The sequence below is a fragment of the Mesorhizobium sp. M0590 genome (assembly GCF_040320905.1).
In the GTDB taxonomy this organism is placed as follows: Bacteria; Pseudomonadota; Alphaproteobacteria; order Rhizobiales; family Rhizobiaceae; genus Mesorhizobium.
The window spans coordinates 34603-52688 of the sequence record NZ_JAMYQN010000023.1 but is presented as its reverse complement, the minus strand read 5'-3'; the positions used below and the strand labels follow the sequence as shown (position 1 = coordinate 52688).

Below are 18086 nucleotides of genomic sequence, written 5' to 3'. Positions count from 1 at the left end.
TTCACGGCCACCGAGATTGTCCGGTCGGTGGACAAGCAACCATATTATTTGGTTCGAAAGCTGCAACATCTGTGGAGAACGCGAAATGACAAATTCAGTAGGACGAGTGCCCAGGCTTTCCAAGTGGCTTGGTCCTGACCAATGCTGACACTGGTCAGTCGCCTACGGACGGCAGCGCATTTAGATCGCCTTCGAATTCTAGGCCTTTGCGCGCACGCGGACCTAACTGTCTGCCAGCTAGCGGAGATTCTGGGTCTGCGTCGTGAGCACGTTGTACGACACGTCCGGCTGCTGGCCAGAGCCGACTTTCTTTACTGCAACGAACAACGTCCGTGGTGCTCGTACCATCTCAAAGCAGGAGGTAAGGACGGCGGGCTGGTTCAACTGTTGGTTGATCTCCTGCCCCACGGCGATGGCTATCACAAACGAGACCTTCAACGGCTCGAAGCCACACAAGACGCGCCGTCGAAGGGGATCGCATGCTTGACCGTGAAATAGATCAGTCCAATTGGAGCGCGAAACCACCATGTACAACTCCGCCGACGGCGCCATCGCGCCGCGCGACACTTACGGACGGTCTCGATTGGCCGCGGTTGATTGCCGCGTTCACGAACTGCTTCTGAGACAGGAGCGGCAGGAGCGGACGACCCTTAAGCTCATCGCCTCAGAGAACTTTGCGTCCTCGGCCGTGCTGGAAGCGAACGGCTCGATTTTCACGAACAAGTACGCCGAGGGGTACCCCGGTGCGCGCTACTACGCTGGAAATGAGATCGTTGATGAGCTTGAGAATCTAGCCATTGAGCGCTTGAAAACACTATTTGGCAGCGAGCATGCCAACGTCCAGCCTTATTCCGGCTCGCCGGCCAACCAGGCTGTCTATCGTGCGCTTTTGAGCCCCGGTGACAAAGTCATGGGCTTGCCCCTCCCGGAAGGGGGCCATCTGACTCATGGTTGGGCCATCAACTTTTCCGGAACTGACTATCAACGCGTCCCCTATGGACTAGATGAAAAGACACAGCAGATTGACTATGACCGCTTGCGCGAGACAGCCAAGCGGGAACGGCCGCGGCTCATTTGGGTCGGCGGAACTGCTTACCCGCGTGTCTTTGACTACGCGGCAATGGCAGAAATCGCCCTGGAAGCGAACTCCTATCTCGTAGCCGACATTGCGCACATCAGCGGACTGATTGCCGCGGGAGCGCACCCGAATCCCGTGCGCCATTGCGACGTGGTCAGCAGCACCTCCCACAAATCGATCCGCGGTCCCCGCGGTGGTTTCATTTTGTCCAGGAACGAAGATCGCTATCAGGCCCTGTATCATACAAAGAGCAAATACAATCTCGCCAGACGAATAGACCGGGCGGTCTTTCCTCACCTGCAAGGCGGGCCTCATATGAATGCCATCGCTGCGCTAGCAGTTGCCTTGCACGAAGCCGCGAACCCGTCCTTCCGAAGCTACGGCCAACAGACCGTCAAGAATGCCAAGACTCTTGCACAGGCACTGATCGAGCGAGGGTATGACCTGGTTACCGGGGGGACGGACAATCACATGCTGATCCTTGATCTGCGCGATCGACCACTATCGGGCAAGGCCTATGCCGAGCGGCTAGCAAAGGCAGGCATCATCACAAACTTTAATATGGTGCCTGGCGACCCGCGGGATCCGGCGGTCACAAGCGGAATTCGCCTGGGGTCGCCAGCAGTGACGTCAATGGGCATGCGCGATGTGGAAATGGTGCAAATTGCTGGCTTCATTGACTGCGTCCTCCGGCGGCCTGATGACGAAGATCTCCATGCCTGCGTGCGAAGAGACGTTGCCGATTTGTGCGCTGCGTTCGAGGTCCCGGGCATCACCAACAGGTAAGGTGGGCTAAGCAAAATGCACCATACAACTCCAACACCCGAAACGAGGCATTTCATGGCTAGGCAGTTCGTGTTCTCTTCCGAATCGGTTGGCGCGGGACACCCGGATAAGTTGGCCGACAACATCTCGGATGCCATCCTCGATGCCATCGTCCGCACCGATCCCAAGGCGCGCGTCGCCTGTGAAGCGTTGGTAAAATCAGGGATAGTCGTTCTGGCTGGCGAGATTACCAGCGATGCGCGGGTGGATTATAGCCAAGTTGCGCGCGATACGATTCTCGATATTGGATACGACGATGAGGCCGTCGGCTTTGACGGCCGGCGTTGCTCCGTCGTTCATGCACTCACCGAGCAATCGCCCGACATTAGCCAGGGCGTTGACGAGGGACGAGGGCAGGACCTCCAGCAGGGAGCGGGAGATCAGGGCCTCATGTTCGGCTACGCATGCCGCGAAACCGATACCCTGATGCCTTTGCCGATCCAGCTCGCGCATCGCTTGACGAAACGACAGGCAGATGTCCGGAAAGCACGACAGCTTGGCTGGTTGCGTCCTGATATGAAATCCCAAGTCTCAGTGCGCTATGAGGGGTTGCGCCCGGTCGCCCTGGATACCATCGTCGTATCGACCCAACATGACGAGCAGGTCTCGCAAGAGACGGTCCGCGAGGGCGTCATTGAGGAAATCATAAAGCCTGTCCTGCCGACCCACCTGGAGACGGAAGGCATCAGAATTCTGGTCAACCCGACGGGGAGGTTCGTAGTCGGCGGGCCGCGCGGCGACTGCGGTCTCACTGGACGCAAGATCATCGTCGATTCCTATGGTGGGATGGGTCGTCACGGCGGCGGCGCCTTTTCGGGCAAGGACCCGTCCAAGGTTGACCGCTCAGCTGCCTATGCGGCCCGGTATGTCGCAAAGAATATCGTCGCTAGCGGACTTGCGGACGTCTGCGAGGTGCAGCTTGCTTACGCAATCGGCGTGGCCAGTCCGGTTTCTGTCATGGTCAACACGTTCGGAACAGCGAGGGTTGAGGAAAGAAGGATCGAGCGCCTCATTCTTGAGTTGTTCGATCTCAGACCGAAGGGCATTATCAAAATGCTTGATCTCTTACGCCCTATCTACCGCAAGACCGCGACCTATGGCCATTTCGGCCGTGAAGAGCCTGATTTCACCTGGGAGAAGACAGACAGGGCCGACGAATTGCGTCGCGAGGCAGGACTTGCCGCCCCGTGAGGGCTGGCGCCGAACCGATTGGCAAGCGGAAAGCCCATTCCCACTGGCCAGACCCGCCGGCGGCCGGCATGCCAGAAAGCCGGTGGGCTTTTGGCGGAGACATGAATTGATGCCGGACTATGACGTGCTTTGTATCGGGAATGCCATCGTCGACATCATCGCCCAGTGCGACGAGGCGTTCCTGGAGACGAACGGCATCATCAAGGGCGCGATGAATTTGATCGACACGAGGCGCGCCGAACTGCTCTACAGCCGCATGGGCCCGGCCATCGAAGCCTCGGGCGGCAGCGCCGGCAACACGGCGGCGGGCGTCGCCTCCTTCGGCGGCCGCGCCGCTTTCTTCGGCAAGGTCTCGAACGACGCGCTCGGCGAAATCTACGCGCACGACATCCATGCCCAGGGCGTCGCCTTCGACACCAGGCCGCTCAGCGGCGAGCCACCGACGGCGCGCTCGATGATCTTCGTCACGCCGGACGGCGAGCGCTCGATGAACACCTATCTCGGCGCCTGCATCGAACTCGGCCCGGAGGACGTCGAGGCCGACAAGGCCTCGGGCGCGGCGGTCACCTATTTCGAGGGTTATCTGTGGGACCCGCCGCGCGCCAAGGAGGCGATCCGGCAGACGGCGAAGCTCGCCCATGCGGCGGGGCGCGAAGTATCGATGACATTGTCGGATTCGTTCTGCGTCGACCGCTACCGCGACGAATTCCTCGATCTGATGCGCTCCGGCACCGTCGACATCGTCTTTGCCAACAGCCACGAGATCAAGTCGCTCTACCAGACCGCGTCGTTCGACGAGGCGCTGGCGCAGATCCGCAAGGATTGCAAGATCGCCGCCGTCACCCGCTCGGAAAAGGGCTCGGTGATCGTGCGCGGCGACGAGACCGTGACCATCAATGCGACCAGGATCCGCGAGCTGGTCGACACCACAGGCGCCGGCGACCTCTACGCCGCCGGCTTCCTCTACGGCTACACGCAAGGCCGCAGCCTGAAGCAGTGCGGCGATCTCGGCTCGCTAGCGGCCGGCCTGGTCATCCAGCAGATCGGCCCAAGGCCACGCCAGAATTTGCGCAGAGAGGCCGAGCAGGCGGGGCTGCTGTAGGTGGCGAGCCAAGAACCAGCTGCCCACCCTCCTTAATCCAGCCCGAGCCTTTTCTTCAGTTCCGCATTCTCCTTGCGGAGACGATCGGCAAGCAGGCTCTTTAGCCGCTTGTTTTCTTCCTCGAGCGCGACGAGATCCTTCAGCCCGTCACTGTCCGCCGCAGGCGCCGCCGCCTTCTTCCAAAGATAGTATGTCTGTTCCGAGATGCCGGCTTGCTTCACCGCGCTCTTGAGAGTAGCGCCGCCGCCGATCGAGGTCTCGATCTGCGCCAGCTTCTGGGCACGATCCTTCGCGGAGTAGCTCTTTCGGCCCGTTCGCGCTGACGGCGGTGCTTCAGTGGTCGCGGATATCGGCTTGGCAGGCGCGCTCGCCTCAGCTTCTGGCTTCCTCGACCGCCGCGCTCTCGTCTTCGGTTTTGGCGTTTCCGTTTTGTCTGCCGGTTCGCTATGAACTACTGCTGACTCGGTCTCCAGGGGATTGGCCATGAAATGCTCCACTCGCGGTTTGTGCAAAGGTTCAGCATCAAGGGCCACTACAGTAGAGTCAACAAGCTGACGATTTAACGGCTCGACTTCCTTTGTTGTCTCGGCCATCGCCGCGGCGATGTCGAAATTGCCCCAGATGGAACGTGCGGATTTTTGATAATTGCGCTTTTGTTTGATTTCCACGGTGAATGGTCGCGTCTGCCGCCTCATAGTTCCTTCCTGAATAGGAGAATGAAGTCGCCGCTCGAATTTTTTGGCGCTTCCTGCTTAGCGCGGAGCATTATCGTATAGCCGCTCAACGGGCAAGTGATGCCGGTCTTCGATGGCTGACCATCTGGGGAGATTTGAGCGGCTTCGCACGTCCTGCGCATGCCTGTAAGGCCGCCAAGTTTTCTGGGTTAGCAGGCGCGCACTGTGGCAGCTTGGCTTGTACGGCGAGGCCATGGTTGAGTGAGGCGAAACAAATCCAGCCCCGCGGTCAATCCCGAGGCTTCCCACAATGGCGAAGAGAACATCTTCACTCGTTCCTTTTGAGCACAAGACCTTCCGTTCGCTATGGTCGGCTGCACTCATTTCGAACCTTGGCACCCTAGTGGAAGGTGCGGCGGCAGCTTGGCTGATGACGAGCATCGCAGCAGTAATTTTTGATCGCCCATTCGTGCTGTGTACCAGCCCTGTGTCTTGCGCAAGTGGTCACGAACGGCTGCCGGAGCCTCGAAGACGCCCTAAAAACACATGCTGCGATTTTTGAACACGCTTGACGTGTTAGATTAATTCATCCACGATGCGTGTGTTGAACACGCGAGGTGAGTTATGAACATGAAAGAGCTTAGGGTTCGACTGGGCATGACTCAAAAAGATTTGGCAGAGCAGATGGCAACGACGCAACAGACTGTGGCCCGTTGGGAAACAGGCAAAACGCAGTTGAACGTCGAGCAGATCAAGGACCTTTGTCTCACGTTGAAATGCACGGTCGAGGAGCTGCTGGGCTGGAAGATTGATGTCGAGGAGTGGCGCACGAGCCCGTTTGCAATTGCCGATGCCGAAACGCGATACGGCACGCTCAGAATCAAGACGACTGTTGGCAGCCGCCAATATCCTATCGATGAAAAGGCGCGTGAATCGATTTTACGTCAGTTGAAGGAACTTCATAATCTGCGCAGAAATAACACAAGCAGGCCATGGCTGTATTGTTGGAGCCTTGACAACAAAATACTCTTGATAAATCCGCAATATGTCCGCACCATTGAGCTTATCGGTGACGATGTAGAGGAGATGCCAGAGTATTATCATCCAGAAATCTATCGGGCTTTGGATGACTGGGATAAGGGTGAGGTTTCAGGAAAGCTGAAGAAAGAATGCGATGCCATCATCGCAGAGATGGGTGATCAGGAAGCCGTGCGCATGGCCTCCTATGTTCGCGTCACATATGACGACGGAGAAGATGAGTGGAACTTCTTGGATGAAGAAACCGCTACGACTTTCTTCGGATTGGAAGCTGCGACCTTTGACGTTCCCCAGTGTAGTTTCGCCGAAGTGGAGGAAGAAGGTTACTACCGAGCGCGATACGCCAACCTTGATCGCGTCGCGGTGATGGAGGTTCCAAGCGACCGTTATCACAGATTGACCGCGCCCGAGGAAGCTTAGAACCATCCACGAAGGGCGCATGTTACATCTCGACCTTGCGTGGTGCGTTTTCAGTACGAGATGACGTTAAGCGTAGGTAGTGGCAGGTAAGAGTGCTCGACCAGAAGCTCAACTGCCTCCTCAATATCGCTGCCGATGTGCCGCAGGACACGTCCACGGGAGCGTGGATAGGCGTGAAGTTCCTGCACTCCACGGTCCGCTCTCCCATCGCCGGTGTGTGCCCGACGCCATCTTGTGGACGAGCTTGGCCACCTGCACCCGGTTGTATTCCGGCTTGCGGTCCGCCTGGGCGGTCCGCCGCGATGGCTATCTCCATGTCAATCGGCGCCGAACTTTGACTGCCCGCTGCTTTTGATGAATTTGGCGAGGTCCCGCGCATAATCACTCTTGGTCTTCTCCTTGAGGCCCTGTGTCGCGAACATGTGGTCCAGCAGGGCAAACAGGTCCAAGTCCCCTTCCGCCTGTGGCGCTGGCTTGCCCTCACCGCCCTCGGCTTCCCAATTGGGGACCGCTTCTGCGTGCTGCACCGTGGCGATTGTCCGCCCAAGACGCATCACAAGATCGAACGCCAAACCGTGCGCGTGCACGACGATTTGCCGCTCAGGCCTCATTTGGACAGGACTTGAGCTAGCCCGGTGGTTTGAGCCGGGTTACCTTGAGCCGGTGGGCTGCGAACAAGCAGTTCGAGACATTGGCCTCGATCACTTCGCAACACGCCGCTGCGCCTGGCCTCGGTGTGCTCCCCCCGAAATCGTTGTGTCACATATCACCGAGGGCATCACGGCCAACAGCTTCCACATGGGCAACAGCCTCGCCATTGAGCCGAATATGGTCGCGAGCAGATCACCAACGAAGCGGTCGGAACCTCGGAGCCGAAGTTCGACGCCGAGGTGGTTCGCGTGATGCGCTAAGCAGCACCACGGCGCTTGCCGGTATGTTTGCTGCCGGCAGCCGACGAACTCCTATCCTCCTGGACAAGGGCGCCGTGCGTCATTGCTTTGATTTACCGGCCGCTCAAGGCTTCCACAGTTTTCGCTTTCGAGGCGACCTTTGGAACATGCCAGCGGAAATTTAACATAACGACATAAACATTTCTTTATGCGGCGTTGACAGAGAAGCGAACTGCTGTAATTGTCTCCCGCGTCGTGGTTCTCCGTACGGCGCTGCCGCAGCGGAGCTAAGAGGGAAGCCGGTGCGATGCCGGCGCTGCCCCCGCAACTGTTAGCGGCGAGCCAACCCCACTCATGTCACTGAGGCGAATAGCCTTGGGAAGACGGGTAGAGGCTATGACCCCGCGAGCCAGGAGACCTGCCACGGCGAATTACGTCCACGGGCGGGGTGTCTCGGTGGCCGCTGCAGCCTGGCGTTCGTGCCGGCCTGCTAGCGCCTTCCTTGTCACCGACGCCCCAACCATCGGGGTCTGGCATGACTGTCTCTCAGCAAATTCCTGTAGCAACGCTCGGCGTGCCCCGCTTCGGTCGTCGGCGAGAACTGAAATTCGCGCTTGAAAGCTACTGGTCCGGAAAATCGTCCGCTGCCGACCTTCTCACGACGGCGAAGGCGCTCCGTGCCGCTAGCTGGGAGGAGCAACGCGATCGCGGCGTGTCGAAAATCCCGTCGAACGACTTCTCGCTTTACGACCATGTGCTCGACACCGCAGCCATGGTCGGCGCCCTTCCGTCCCGTTACGGCTGGAATGGCGGCGAGGTCCCACTCGACATCTACTTCGCTATGGCGCGCGGCAACCAAGGTCAGACGGAGGATTGTGGGCACGGTGGTCACCAGCATGCGGCTCATCGGCCTGGCGTAGCCGCGATGGAAATGACCAAGTGGTTTGACACCAACTATCACTACATTGTGCCGGAACTAGACGATGATCAGACGTTCGCTCTTTCGTCGACGAAGCCGGTTGATTACTTCCTCGAGGCTAAAGCCCTCGGCATTCACACACGCCCAGTCATCCTTGGACCGGTCACCTTCCTCAAGCTGGCTAAATCGCCTGCCGAAGGCTTCGATCCCATCGCGCTCCTACCACGGCTTCTGCCCGTCTACGAGCAACTCCTGCGGAGCTTGAAGCTGTCGGGCGCCGATTGGGTGCAGATCGATGAGCCAGCGCTTGTCCTCGATCTGAACCCGAACGAACGAGCTGCGTTCGAATTCGCCTATGGCCAGCTGTCGAAAGCCGCGCCCGAGCTGAAGATCATGCTGGCTACCTATTTCGGGCCGCTGGGAGACAATCTCGAAACCGCGGTTTCTCTGCCCCTGGCCGGGCTGCATATTGATCTCGTGCGCGCTCCCGAGCAGCTGGAAACGGTGGGTCGGCTCGCACCGAAGGATCTGGTGCTCTCGCTTGGCTTGATCGATGGCCGCAACGTCTGGCGTGCGAACCTGCCCGCCATTCTCGACCGCATCAAACCGATCGTCGCCGGCTGGCCCTTGGACCGCGTCGAGATCGCGCCTTCTTGCTCGATGCTGCATGTGCCGATCGACCTCCGCATGGAGACGGAACTCGACGCGGACATCAGGTCGTGGCTCGCCTTCGCGGCCCAGAAGACCGACGAGTTGGTGTTGCTTGCCCGGGCCCTGTCCCAAGGCAGGGATGCGGTGGCAGGCGCGTTGAAAGCGTCTGCCGAGGCTGCCGCCACTCGCGTGACATCCACGAAGATCCATGACCCGCTGGTTGAGGGGCGGATCGCCAGCATTGACGACAGCATGAAGCGACGAGAGAGCGCTTTTGCCGAGCGCTCCAGAGTCCAGGCCGGCACGCTCGGGCTGCCGCCGTTCCCGACGACGACCATCGGGTCCTTCCCGCAGACGCCGCAGGTACGCAGGGCGCGGGCCGCTCATGCGAAGGGCCAGCTGAGCTATGTCGACTACGAGACCTTCCTGAAGAAGGAGATCGAGGCTGCAATTCGCTGGCAGGAAGAGATCGGGCTGGACGTGCTGGTGCACGGTGAGTTCGAACGAAACGACATGGTACAGCATTTCGGCGAGCAGCTGTCCGGCTTCGCCTTCACCCAGCATGCCTGGGTGCAGAGCTATGGGTCGCGTTACGTGCGCCCCCCCATCATCTTCGGCGACGTATCGAGGCCCAATCCGATGACGCTGCGCTGGTGGCAGTTCGCCCAGTCGCTTACGGAAAACCCTGTGAAGGGAATGCTCACAGGCCCAGTGACCATTCTCAACTGGTCATTTGTTCGCGACGACGTACCCCGCTCCGAAGCATGCCGCCAGATCGCGCTCGCCATCCGCGACGAAGTGACGGATCTCGAATGGTCCGGCGCAAGGATGATCCAGATCGATGAGGCCGCGTTTCGCGAAGGATTGCCACTGCGCCAGTCTGATTGGAACGACTATCTCGACTGGGCTGTCGAATGCTTCCGGATCGCTTCAACGGGTGTAAAGGACGCGACTCAAATCCATACCCACATGTGCTATTCGGAGTTCAACGAGATCATCGACGCGATCGCTGAAATGGATGCGGATGTCATTTCGATTGAGACGTCGCGCTCGAAAATGGAACTGCTGGACGCCTTCACGAGCTCCAAATATCCGAATGAAATCGGGCCCGGAGTCTACGACATTCACTCACCACGGGTCCCGGAAGTCGGCGAGATTTCGGATCTCGTCATGCTTGCCCGCGAGCGACTGTCCGATGCCCAACTGTGGGTAAACCCGGACTGTGGCCTCAAAACCCGCAAGTGGGAGGAGGTCCGCCCTGCCCTCATGAACATGGTTGCTGCAGCACGCGCGCTCCGGGAGAAAGTGTAGGCCGGAAGGTTTCCTGGTTGCTCACCATGTGGTGAGTTGCCGGCTGCCGCATGTCGGCTGTGAATGTGCCAAAACGCGATCACATCCTTTGAAATAAGTCACTCGAGTGAGAATGTGCACTTTCCTTCGGCACGTGTATTAATCGCGCAGGAGTAAAGGGTACCGTTTTCTCCCTGTGACGTGTCGAGTTCGAAGGGGATGTGATTGGCGTCGAGACCGCTCCGGCCATGGGTTATCAGCATGCCAAGTGCACTGTTCTCGATCAGTTCGTAGAGGACTTCTCGGCTCGGTTCATCGAAATGCGCGGGTACATACATGATAGTTCCTTTCACTGGCCGCCGGGTTCGCTATTCACCGGTTGACATCCGATGGCAAGCGTTCCAACGCGGCGGCGATCTGGCGCTTCGCTGCTGAGGGCAGAGGCAGGATGGGACGCGGGGGGTCGGCACGGCAAATCTCGAGCAATTCGGCAAGTGCATAGACGACGCGAAGGCTCGAGAACTCCTTGAAGAGGCTCCAGAGCGGCGCAAGCGTGGCATCGATCCGTCGCGCTTCGGCCGCATCGCCCTGTTGCGCCGCCGTGACGATCTTCACGCAGACCTCGGGCAGGATGCCGGCGAGGACGCTGTACCATGTGTCGGCGCCGGCGATCATGGCCTCTGCGGCGTTCCAGTCGCCGCTGTAGCCGATCGAGAACCCTTCCGGCACAGTGCGCCTCTGGTCGGCCAGATGGCTCTTGATCGCATCGCCCTTGTCTGTCGGATTCTTGATAGCGACGATCCCCCGCACCTTTGCCAGGCGGCTGACGAGTGCTGGGGTGAAACGGAAATGCGTCGTTCCTGGATTGTCGTAGATGACGATCGGAAGGCCACTTTCGCGCGCCACCGTGGAGAAATGTTCGAACACCTCGTCATCAGTGAGCGGGGTGTAAGAGGCGGCGGCAAGCAACCCCGCGGCAGCCCCAAGGGCCTTAGCGTCCTGCGCGAGCCTCACTGCTTCGTCGGTGCGCAGCGCGCCCACACCCACCACGACCGGCATTTGTCCCCCGGTTTCGTCCAAGGTCTCGGCGAGCGCCCGTCGCCGTTCCTCGCGCGTCAGATACATGTAGGTGCCGGTGCTGCCGAGAAGACCGATGGAGTCGACCTGAGCGGCGCCAAGCCGAGTAATCAGCCTGCTCAGAGCAACGGTATCGACGCGGCCGTCACGATCGGCGGGCGTGATGGGAAACGCGGAAAGACCGCTCAGGAATGCCATGGCAAGGCTCCAGGTTTGTGCGTGAGCGCAGGACTGGCCGGACGACAGGTCATCACAAGGCGTCCAGAGCCCGCCGCAGGTCGGCGATTAGGTCATCGACGTCTTCAAGACCCACCGAGAGACGCATGAGGTCCTCGCCGACTCCATCGGCCAGATGCGCATCCTTGCGGATCGGCTGACGAGCACGGGTCAGGCTTGCCGGATGATAGATGAGGCTGTCGGCATCGCCGAGGCTGACAGCCCGGGTGATCAGGTTGAGCCGGTCCATCATCCGCCGCGCGCCCTCGAACCCAGCGTGGAGGCCAAAGGCCAACATGCCCGACCCTTGGGACATCTGCTTTTGCGCCGTCACCTGATCAGGGTGCGAGTCGAGGAAGGGATAACTCACCCATGCCACCGCCGGGTGCGCCTCGAGCGCCTGAGCCACCGCAAGGGCAGTGGCGCTGTGCCGTTCCATGCGCAGCGTGAGCGTCTTCAGACCGCGCAGGATCAGGAAGGCTGACATGGGCGAGAGCGCTGCGCCGGTGATGTAGCGCAGGCCCGTTTCGTGCAGCGTGCGGAGCGTTTGCGCGTCGCCGAGAATCGCCCCGCCAAGGGCATCGCCGTGCCCATTGATGTATTTGGTCAGCGATTGGAGCACGAGGTCTGCCCCATGTTCGAGCGGCCGCTGGAGCGCGGGGGAGGCGAAGGTGCTGTCGACTGCAATCTTTACACCGCGCGCGTGGGCGCGCTCGGCAATGGCAGCGATGTCGAGGATGCGGCTCAGCGGATTCACCGGCGTCTCGAAGAAAACAAGCCGGGTCCGCTCGGTAATCGCGGCATCGAGATTTTGAGGATCGGACAGGTCCACCGCGACGACCTTGATGCCGAAGCGGGGGACCGCCTGTTCGACCATGGCAAGCGTGTTCGCATAAAGTGTCCTGTGGACGATGAGTTCATCCCCTTGGGACAGGAGCGACAGGATCAGCGTCCCGAAAGCCGCCATCCCCGAGGCAACGACCAGACCTGCCTCGGCTCCTTCCAGATTGGCAAGCCGTTGTTCTAGGATCTCCGTCGTCGGATTGTATTCGCGCGCATAGAGCCTTCCGCCAAGCGCGGCGGCGGCCTCGTTCGCTGCCACGCTTTCGAATCCATAGGTCGAGGTCAAGAAGACTGGCGGCTGAACGGCATTGGAAAAGCCGGCCGGATCGTAGCCATGATGGATCGCCCGAGTGGCGAATCCGGGACCGGTGTCGTGGAGCGACCGCGTGAGAGCATCGGTTTCGGATTGATAGGAACGGGTCATTCGGCCTCTAGATCTTTCTTGGGCTTCCGAAAGATTGACGGCAAACTGGCCAATGTGAAATATCCAGTGAGCAATGAATGAAATGGTCCAGTCTTCAAGTGCCGGTTCTGCAGGTCGCTCGCACGCGATGGGTGCACGCCAGATCTACGAGGCTCTTCGCGAGCAAATCCTCGGCGGCGTCTATGAAACCGGTAGTCAGCTGCCGTCCTCCCGCGGCCTGGCAAATGACCTTGGGGTTTCGCGAACGACGGTGACGGTCGCCTATGACCAACTGACCGCGGAAGGTTTTATCGAAGTCCGTCAAGGCGCACGACCTCGCGTTGCATCCTCGCTGATCGGTCCTGAGACGAGCCGCACTGTCGCGAAACGAGTCGGCCCGGTTCATCTGTCCGCCTATGGCGAACGACTGCGCGTTACGCCGCCCTGGCCGGATTATCTGCCGACTGGACTGAAGGTCGATTTCCGCTATGGCGACCTGGCGCCGTCAGACTTCCCCGCATTGGTCTGGAAACGTGCGATGAACGAGGCGATGGGGCAGCGCCCGTTGCGTCTTGCCTATGACGATCCTCGCGGCTGGCGTGGGCTGCGCCAGGCGCTCCAGGGCTATCTCTGGCGCGCCCGAACTCTGAGCTGCGACCTCGAGCAGATCATCATCGTCAACGGTTCGCAGCAGGGCCTAGATCTGTGCGCTCGCCTGCTTCTCGATCCCGCCGACCGCTTCGTCATCGAGGACCCGTGCTATAGAATGGCGCGTCAGGTCTTTGCCAGTACGGGTGCCTCGCCCGTTCCGGTCACCGTCGACGAGGACGGGATGAAGACGGAGTTGCTGGCGGGGATCGGGGCACGACTGGCCTATGTCACGCCATCGCATCAGTTTCCGCTGGGCGGCGTCATGCCGATCGCGCGCCGCCATCAGCTTCTGGAATGGGCGCGGCACAACAACGCCTATGTGATCGAGGACGACTACGACAGCGAATATCGCTACGACATCAATCCGGTCCCTCCGCTGCACAGTCTTGAGGACCACGGGGCTGTCATCTACCTCGGCACGATCTCCAAAACGCTCTCGCCGATGCTGCGTATCGGCTACGTCGTCGTCCCGACGGAATTGCAGGAGGTCTTCGCTACCGCCAAACAATTCGCGGACCGACATTCGCCGGTCGCTGAACAGGAGGCTCTGGCCTCTTTGATCGAGAGTGGCGGCTACGAAAGCCATGTGCGGCGTGTGCGCAGGCTGAACGGCGAGCGTCGGGAGGCGTTGTTGGGCGCCTTGCGGCGCAGCTTCGGAGATCGCATCGCTGTCCACGGAGCAGAGGCCGGTCTGCACGTCGTCGTTTGGTTCGACGAACTGCCGCGATCGCGGGAAACGACCCTGGTCGAAGCCGCCCGAGGCGCGGGCCTGGGGCTGCACCTGATCTCGCCCCTCTACGAGCGGCAATCGGACGAAGGCCACATCGATCGCGTGGGGCTTGTCATGGGCTATGCCGCCTTGAGCATTCGGCAAATCGAGAAGGGCGTTGAGATCCTGCGAGCGGTTATCAAGCAGGTGCAAGACGCGTTGCCGGGACACGGTGGCTAAAACGGCGGGGACGTGGCGTGCTGGCGAGGAAACCGACCCTTGGGCTGAACCGCATTTCGTTGCAAAGTCAACTGGACTGGGAAAACGCTATGCAACTGGTGCTGTTGATCAGGCCAGTTTGGCGGCAGATTTTCGTGCGAGACGAATTTCCGAGAGCGATGCATAACCGGCAAGGAAAGCTGCCTCACATCCATATCGCGCCCGCTGCCTTTTATGAAATGGAGGATCTGGCGGAGGCGTAGCTTGTTGCCGGCCGAGGCGGGCTCGAGCACCCGCAAGAGATAATCGACGATCTCTACCAGGCCTTGTCCACGGCCGAATGATGGAATTATCCAGCGCATGGTGCGGCATGCACCATGCCGATGCCAGAAGATCTGGACGCTCGACAAGCACCTTTCTTCAAACATTTTCCCGAAGGACCCGCAGCGCAAAGCCTCCCCATGAGAAAAGAGCATCCCATGTCTTTCACGCCATTGATTGCCCCCGAGATCAAGGCCCGCTACCCGGATTTTCATCTGATCAGCATTGTGGTGCGGAACGCTGAAATCGACGTGCCGGATGCACAGGCGTTGAACGACACGATTGCGGCGGCGGAACAGGCGGCGCTTCGCGATGACGCCCAAAGGGACGCGCATCTTGCGGCGTGGGCCGTTGCCTGCGAGGCTTTCGGCACAAAGGCCAATCGAACGCCGTGCTCGGCCGCCGCGCTTCTCAAGCGGGTGCGGAAAGATGGCTCTCTCCCGCGGATATCTCCACTGGTTGATGCCTACAATGCCGTCAGCGTGCTGTATGGCGTTCCGATTGGCGGGGAGGATCTCGATCTCTACCAGGGGGTCCCGAGACTTTTAATTGCGAAGGGAGCGGAGCCATTCGACACGATCCAGCAAGGTGAAATGGTAACCGAGCATCCTGAACCGGGCGAAGTCATCTGGTGCGATGATGCCGGTGTCACGTGCCGCCGCTGGAACTGGCGGCAGGGGCGGCGCACCATGGTCACGGTCGATACCCGCGCCATGTGGCTCGTGCTGGAAGCCCTCGGCCCAATGTCAGCTAAACAGATGACGGCCACCGGAGAGCATCTGATGGGACTTATCCAAGCGTTGTGCCCGGGTGCGCGAATCGAAACCGCGCGGATCGACGAGTCCACTACATCTCGTGTTCCTTAGGGCATGGCCCCATCTTTCGGAGAAACACCCCACTCAGCCCTGTCCGGATCTGGCGCTCCTTGCTCGCTCCGCCGGCCTACACAGTTGATTGCGAACGACCCAGAACGGCTCTCGAAAACGAGCGTCGAACGAAATCAGATCACTGCTTGTTCTCCCTTAGCGTTGTTTGGCGTACTTTTATCGCGATGCCTCCAGTGGGGATGGTCCAAATTGCGCAAGCTCGGTCGAGTGATCGCGGAGAAGCTTAATGTCGACTACATCGAAATTCATGGAGCGGTACGGACAACGGGTGCGAACCCGGGACGTCGTCCCGGTGTCGTCAGGCTCTCCCGTCCGACTGAGCCTCAGTTTTCTTCACGGCGCGAATACTCCTGAGGCCGCCCGGATTCTCGTTAAGAGACAGCTGCCGCTCAGGACGGCCCACGCGATACTCACGGAGATGGTCGATCACGGCAAGGCGTTCGTGACGGTTCCTTGCGTCGACGACCTATTGGCACTGAAGAATGAACTGTCGTCCTCAGGCGTGATCGCGAAGGTTCATGCGCCGCGCCCGATAAGTGTTCGCGAAGTCCGGGATCGCACGAAGCTCTCTCAGGAGGCATTCTCCGTGAGGTATGGCCTCGATCTGGCAACGCTTCGAAACTGGGAGCAAGGTCGCTCGAAACCGGATGCAGCGGCGAATACTCTCCTTTGGACCATCGCCCGGAATCCGGAAGCAGTCGAAGAATCGCTGGACATGGAGGACGGAGTGGCTGCCCCATCACCGTGAGGGGGCCGGTCACTCCGGCGCGCGGCTATTCGGCCGCTAGCGCGATAGCCGGCCGCCGCGCGGTATCGACAGCGCGCAAGCCTCAAACGTCCGACGCCTTCCTTGGCATGTCGCACGCCAGATCCCAAACATGGTTCCACCGCAACGAGATGGTGACGGAAGCAGTGTCTGCACTTTGAAACGAGCCAGGCCTTTGCGTCCTCATGGACGTCGCGATCGTCTCGTCCCAGTAAAAGTCGCAATCATTGTCGATGCGACGTTCCGTGCCAGCTGGCCGTTTATTTTCCTAAGATCTGCGTTACAGGCCGGGGCGTTGTCGCCGTTTCGGCGGGTAAAATGGGATAGGCGAGCTCGGGTGCCTTTCCGGTCAGCGAGTTGAGGAAGGCAACAAGCAGGTCGACTTCTTCGTCCGCCAGTACCACGCCAAGCTGGGTGGTTCCCATGATGGCAACGGCCTGTTTCAGATCCCAAACCTTGCCCGAATGAAAGTATGGCGCGGTGAGTGCAACGTTGCGCAGCGGCGCCACGCGGAAAACATAGGAATCGTCGGCAGTATTGGTGACCGCAAATCGGCCCTTGTCTTTTTCCGGCAGGACCTCGGCGCTGGGCTGTTCCACGAGGCCGAATGGGTAATAGGCTTCCCCACCAACGTTGATACCGCCATGGCAGGACGAGCAGCCTTTGTCCATGAAAAGCGCCAGGCCCTGTTTCTGTTCGGAAGTCATGGCGGCGTCATCGCCATTCAGGAAACTGTCGAATGGGGCCGGCGTGACCAGTGTCGCCTCGAAGGCTTCGATTGCCTTGGCGAGGTTGTCGAAGGTGACCCGATCGGCTTCAGCCGGAAAAGCTGCATCGAACCACTCGAGATATTGCGGCATCGACTTGAGCGTGGCGATGACTTGACCCGGTGTATTGGCCATTTCGACGCCGGCTTGGACCGGTCCCTTCGCCTGAGCCTTCAGGTCTTCGGCACGACCGTCCCAGAACTGGGCGATGTTGAAGACAGCGTTCAGTACAGTCGGCGCGTTGCGCGGTCCCTTCTGCCAACCATGGCCGATCGAGGTTTCATGATTGTCGTCGCCGCCGGTGGCCAGGTTGTGGCACGAGTTGCACGACAAGACGCCTGACGCCGAGACGCGTGGATCGAAGAACAGTGCCTTGCCGAGGGCGATCTTCTCCGGTGTGATCGGGTTGTTAGCGACTATCGGCGTGGTGGGTGGCAAAGCCTTGAAAGTGGCCAGTGCCGTTTCTCTGAGGTCTGCGGGGATCGAATCCGCAGCAAAAGCGATGGCTGTCAGCAAGGGGACAGCCATCGTACTGAATAGGATTTTCATAAATGATCTCGCTGCGTCGTGCACGCAGCCACTCTGGGATATGCGGCTCATGAACGCCCTGCGCTAGATCAGTTGCGGGAGAGGACCGGGTGGTCTGACACCTGTTTTTGCGGCAGAGGTTGGACTGTCCCGGAATTGAACGCTCTTCTCGACTGGATTTCAGGGAGGCGGAGGATCGCTGCTCGGCAAGCGGCGGCGCCGGAGCCGTGCTTCGGTTCTCTCTGCGCCTTCAACTATGAAGAAATCGGGGCCGCCACCGTGTCAGATTCGGTTTGGGGCCGGTTATCTGTTCCGCAGCAGGTCCTGCTCGACTTCCGCCTGCCTTCGTCAGATCGACCTTGGCTCAAATCGATCCGCGATAGTGTCTTGTAGCACCTTTGCGGGACGATCTTATTTCGACTGTAGAGGGCCGTTTGGGGTGAGCAGAATTACACAAATTTCAAAGGGCGCCCGAGTAGCTGTTTTGATTGGCTTGTGAGGCCTATAGCCTCCATCGAGTGAATATTGGCAGACGACGGAGCACAATTTTGGCTTCGTTTATCATCTTGCTTCAATGGGACAACTTCTTTGCAATAACTACACGGCAATTTACCGTCACGA

At 59.7% G+C, this 18086-nt stretch carries 16 protein-coding genes and 1 riboswitch; of the genes, 10 read left to right on the top strand and 6 right to left on the bottom strand.

Translation table 11 applies throughout. From position 1 onward, the window contains the following. Positions 1-526: 526 nt before the first annotated feature. The 3 genes from glyA to NKI52_RS27875 all read left to right on the top strand — a co-directional run bounded on the left by glyA (position 527) and on the right by NKI52_RS27875 (position 4196). On the top strand, positions 527-1864 hold the full coding sequence (glyA, locus tag NKI52_RS27885; RefSeq protein WP_352669534.1) for a serine hydroxymethyltransferase: 1338 nt from the start codon (positions 527-529) through the stop codon (positions 1862-1864). Positions 1865-1918: 54 nt separating this feature from the next. Further along, the gene (gene metK, locus NKI52_RS27880) at positions 1919-3094 is read left to right on the top strand and encodes a methionine adenosyltransferase (RefSeq protein WP_352700375.1); all 1176 of its coding nucleotides are present in this window, start codon (positions 1919-1921) and stop codon (positions 3092-3094) included. A gap of 109 nt (positions 3095-3203) precedes the next feature. Beyond that, a complete protein-coding gene (locus NKI52_RS27875) occupies positions 3204-4196 on the top strand; it encodes an adenosine kinase (protein WP_352700374.1) in 993 nt (330 codons plus the stop codon). A gap of 32 nt (positions 4197-4228) precedes the next feature. Here NKI52_RS27875 and NKI52_RS27870 read toward each other — a convergent pair whose 3' ends face one another. Further along, a complete protein-coding gene (locus NKI52_RS27870; protein ID WP_352542143.1) occupies positions 4229-4891 on the bottom strand; it encodes a transposase in 663 nt (220 codons plus the stop codon). 289 nt (positions 4892-5180) lie between these two features. Between NKI52_RS27870 and NKI52_RS27865 the strand changes: the two genes are divergently transcribed. Beyond that, positions 5181-5432, top strand: coding sequence for an MFS transporter (locus tag NKI52_RS27865; protein ID WP_352458261.1), 252 nt, complete (start codon positions 5181-5183; stop codon positions 5430-5432). A gap of 62 nt (positions 5433-5494) precedes the next feature. After that, on the top strand, positions 5495-6328 hold the full coding sequence (locus NKI52_RS27860; protein ID WP_352515945.1) for a helix-turn-helix transcriptional regulator: 834 nt from the start codon (positions 5495-5497) through the stop codon (positions 6326-6328). Positions 6329-6645: 317 nt separating this feature from the next. Here the strand turns inward: NKI52_RS27860 and NKI52_RS27855 are convergent, their stop codons facing one another. Further along, complete coding sequence (locus NKI52_RS27855) at positions 6646-6900, bottom strand: hypothetical protein (protein WP_352700373.1); 255 nt, start codon at positions 6898-6900, stop codon at positions 6646-6648. Between the two features lie 557 nt (positions 6901-7457). Beyond that, a riboswitch (cobalamin riboswitch) is annotated at positions 7458-7658 on the top strand. 95 nt (positions 7659-7753) lie between these two features. Between NKI52_RS27855 and metE the strand changes: the two genes are divergently transcribed. Then, positions 7754-10099 (top strand): 5-methyltetrahydropteroyltriglutamate--homocysteine S-methyltransferase, encoded by a 2346-nt coding sequence (metE, locus tag NKI52_RS27850; protein ID WP_352700372.1) that lies wholly within the window; start codon positions 7754-7756, stop codon positions 10097-10099. Positions 10100-10197: 98 nt separating this feature from the next. On the opposite strand, the gene NKI52_RS27845 is transcribed toward metE, so the two are convergent. From NKI52_RS27845 to NKI52_RS27835, 3 genes are read right to left on the bottom strand one after another with little or no spacing between them, the layout of a single operon-like run. Continuing rightward, on the bottom strand, positions 10198-10416 hold the full coding sequence (locus NKI52_RS27845; protein ID WP_352517525.1) for an FMN-binding negative transcriptional regulator: 219 nt from the start codon (positions 10414-10416) through the stop codon (positions 10198-10200). Positions 10417-10450: 34 nt separating this feature from the next. Then, on the bottom strand, positions 10451-11353 hold the full coding sequence (locus NKI52_RS27840) for a dihydrodipicolinate synthase family protein (RefSeq protein ID WP_352700371.1): 903 nt from the start codon (positions 11351-11353) through the stop codon (positions 10451-10453). A 52-nt stretch (positions 11354-11405) separates the two neighbouring features. Further along, the gene (locus tag NKI52_RS27835; protein WP_352700370.1) at positions 11406-12638 is read right to left on the bottom strand and encodes a trans-sulfuration enzyme family protein; all 1233 of its coding nucleotides are present in this window, start codon (positions 12636-12638) and stop codon (positions 11406-11408) included. 82 nt (positions 12639-12720) lie between these two features. Between NKI52_RS27835 and pdxR the strand changes: the two genes are divergently transcribed. The 4 genes from pdxR (at position 12721) to NKI52_RS27815 (ending at position 16152) form a co-directional block, all read left to right on the top strand. Then, a complete protein-coding gene (gene pdxR / locus NKI52_RS27830; protein WP_502897813.1) occupies positions 12721-14217 on the top strand; it encodes a MocR-like pyridoxine biosynthesis transcription factor PdxR in 1497 nt (498 codons plus the stop codon). Positions 14218-14234: 17 nt separating this feature from the next. Further along, positions 14235-14459: a hypothetical protein gene (locus tag NKI52_RS27825; RefSeq protein WP_352700398.1), complete on the top strand. Its 225-nt coding sequence runs from the start codon at positions 14235-14237 to the stop codon at positions 14457-14459. A 114-nt stretch (positions 14460-14573) separates the two neighbouring features. Beyond that, positions 14574-15383: a B3/B4 domain-containing protein gene (locus NKI52_RS27820; protein WP_352700368.1), complete on the top strand. Its 810-nt coding sequence runs from the start codon at positions 14574-14576 to the stop codon at positions 15381-15383. A 439-nt stretch (positions 15384-15822) separates the two neighbouring features. Then, a complete protein-coding gene (locus NKI52_RS27815) occupies positions 15823-16152 on the top strand; it encodes a helix-turn-helix domain-containing protein (RefSeq protein WP_352700367.1) in 330 nt (109 codons plus the stop codon). A gap of 278 nt (positions 16153-16430) precedes the next feature. On the opposite strand, the gene NKI52_RS27810 is transcribed toward NKI52_RS27815, so the two are convergent. After that, positions 16431-17486: a cytochrome-c peroxidase gene (locus tag NKI52_RS27810; protein ID WP_352700396.1), complete on the bottom strand. Its 1056-nt coding sequence runs from the start codon at positions 17484-17486 to the stop codon at positions 16431-16433. Between the last annotated feature and the right edge of the window lie 600 nt (positions 17487-18086).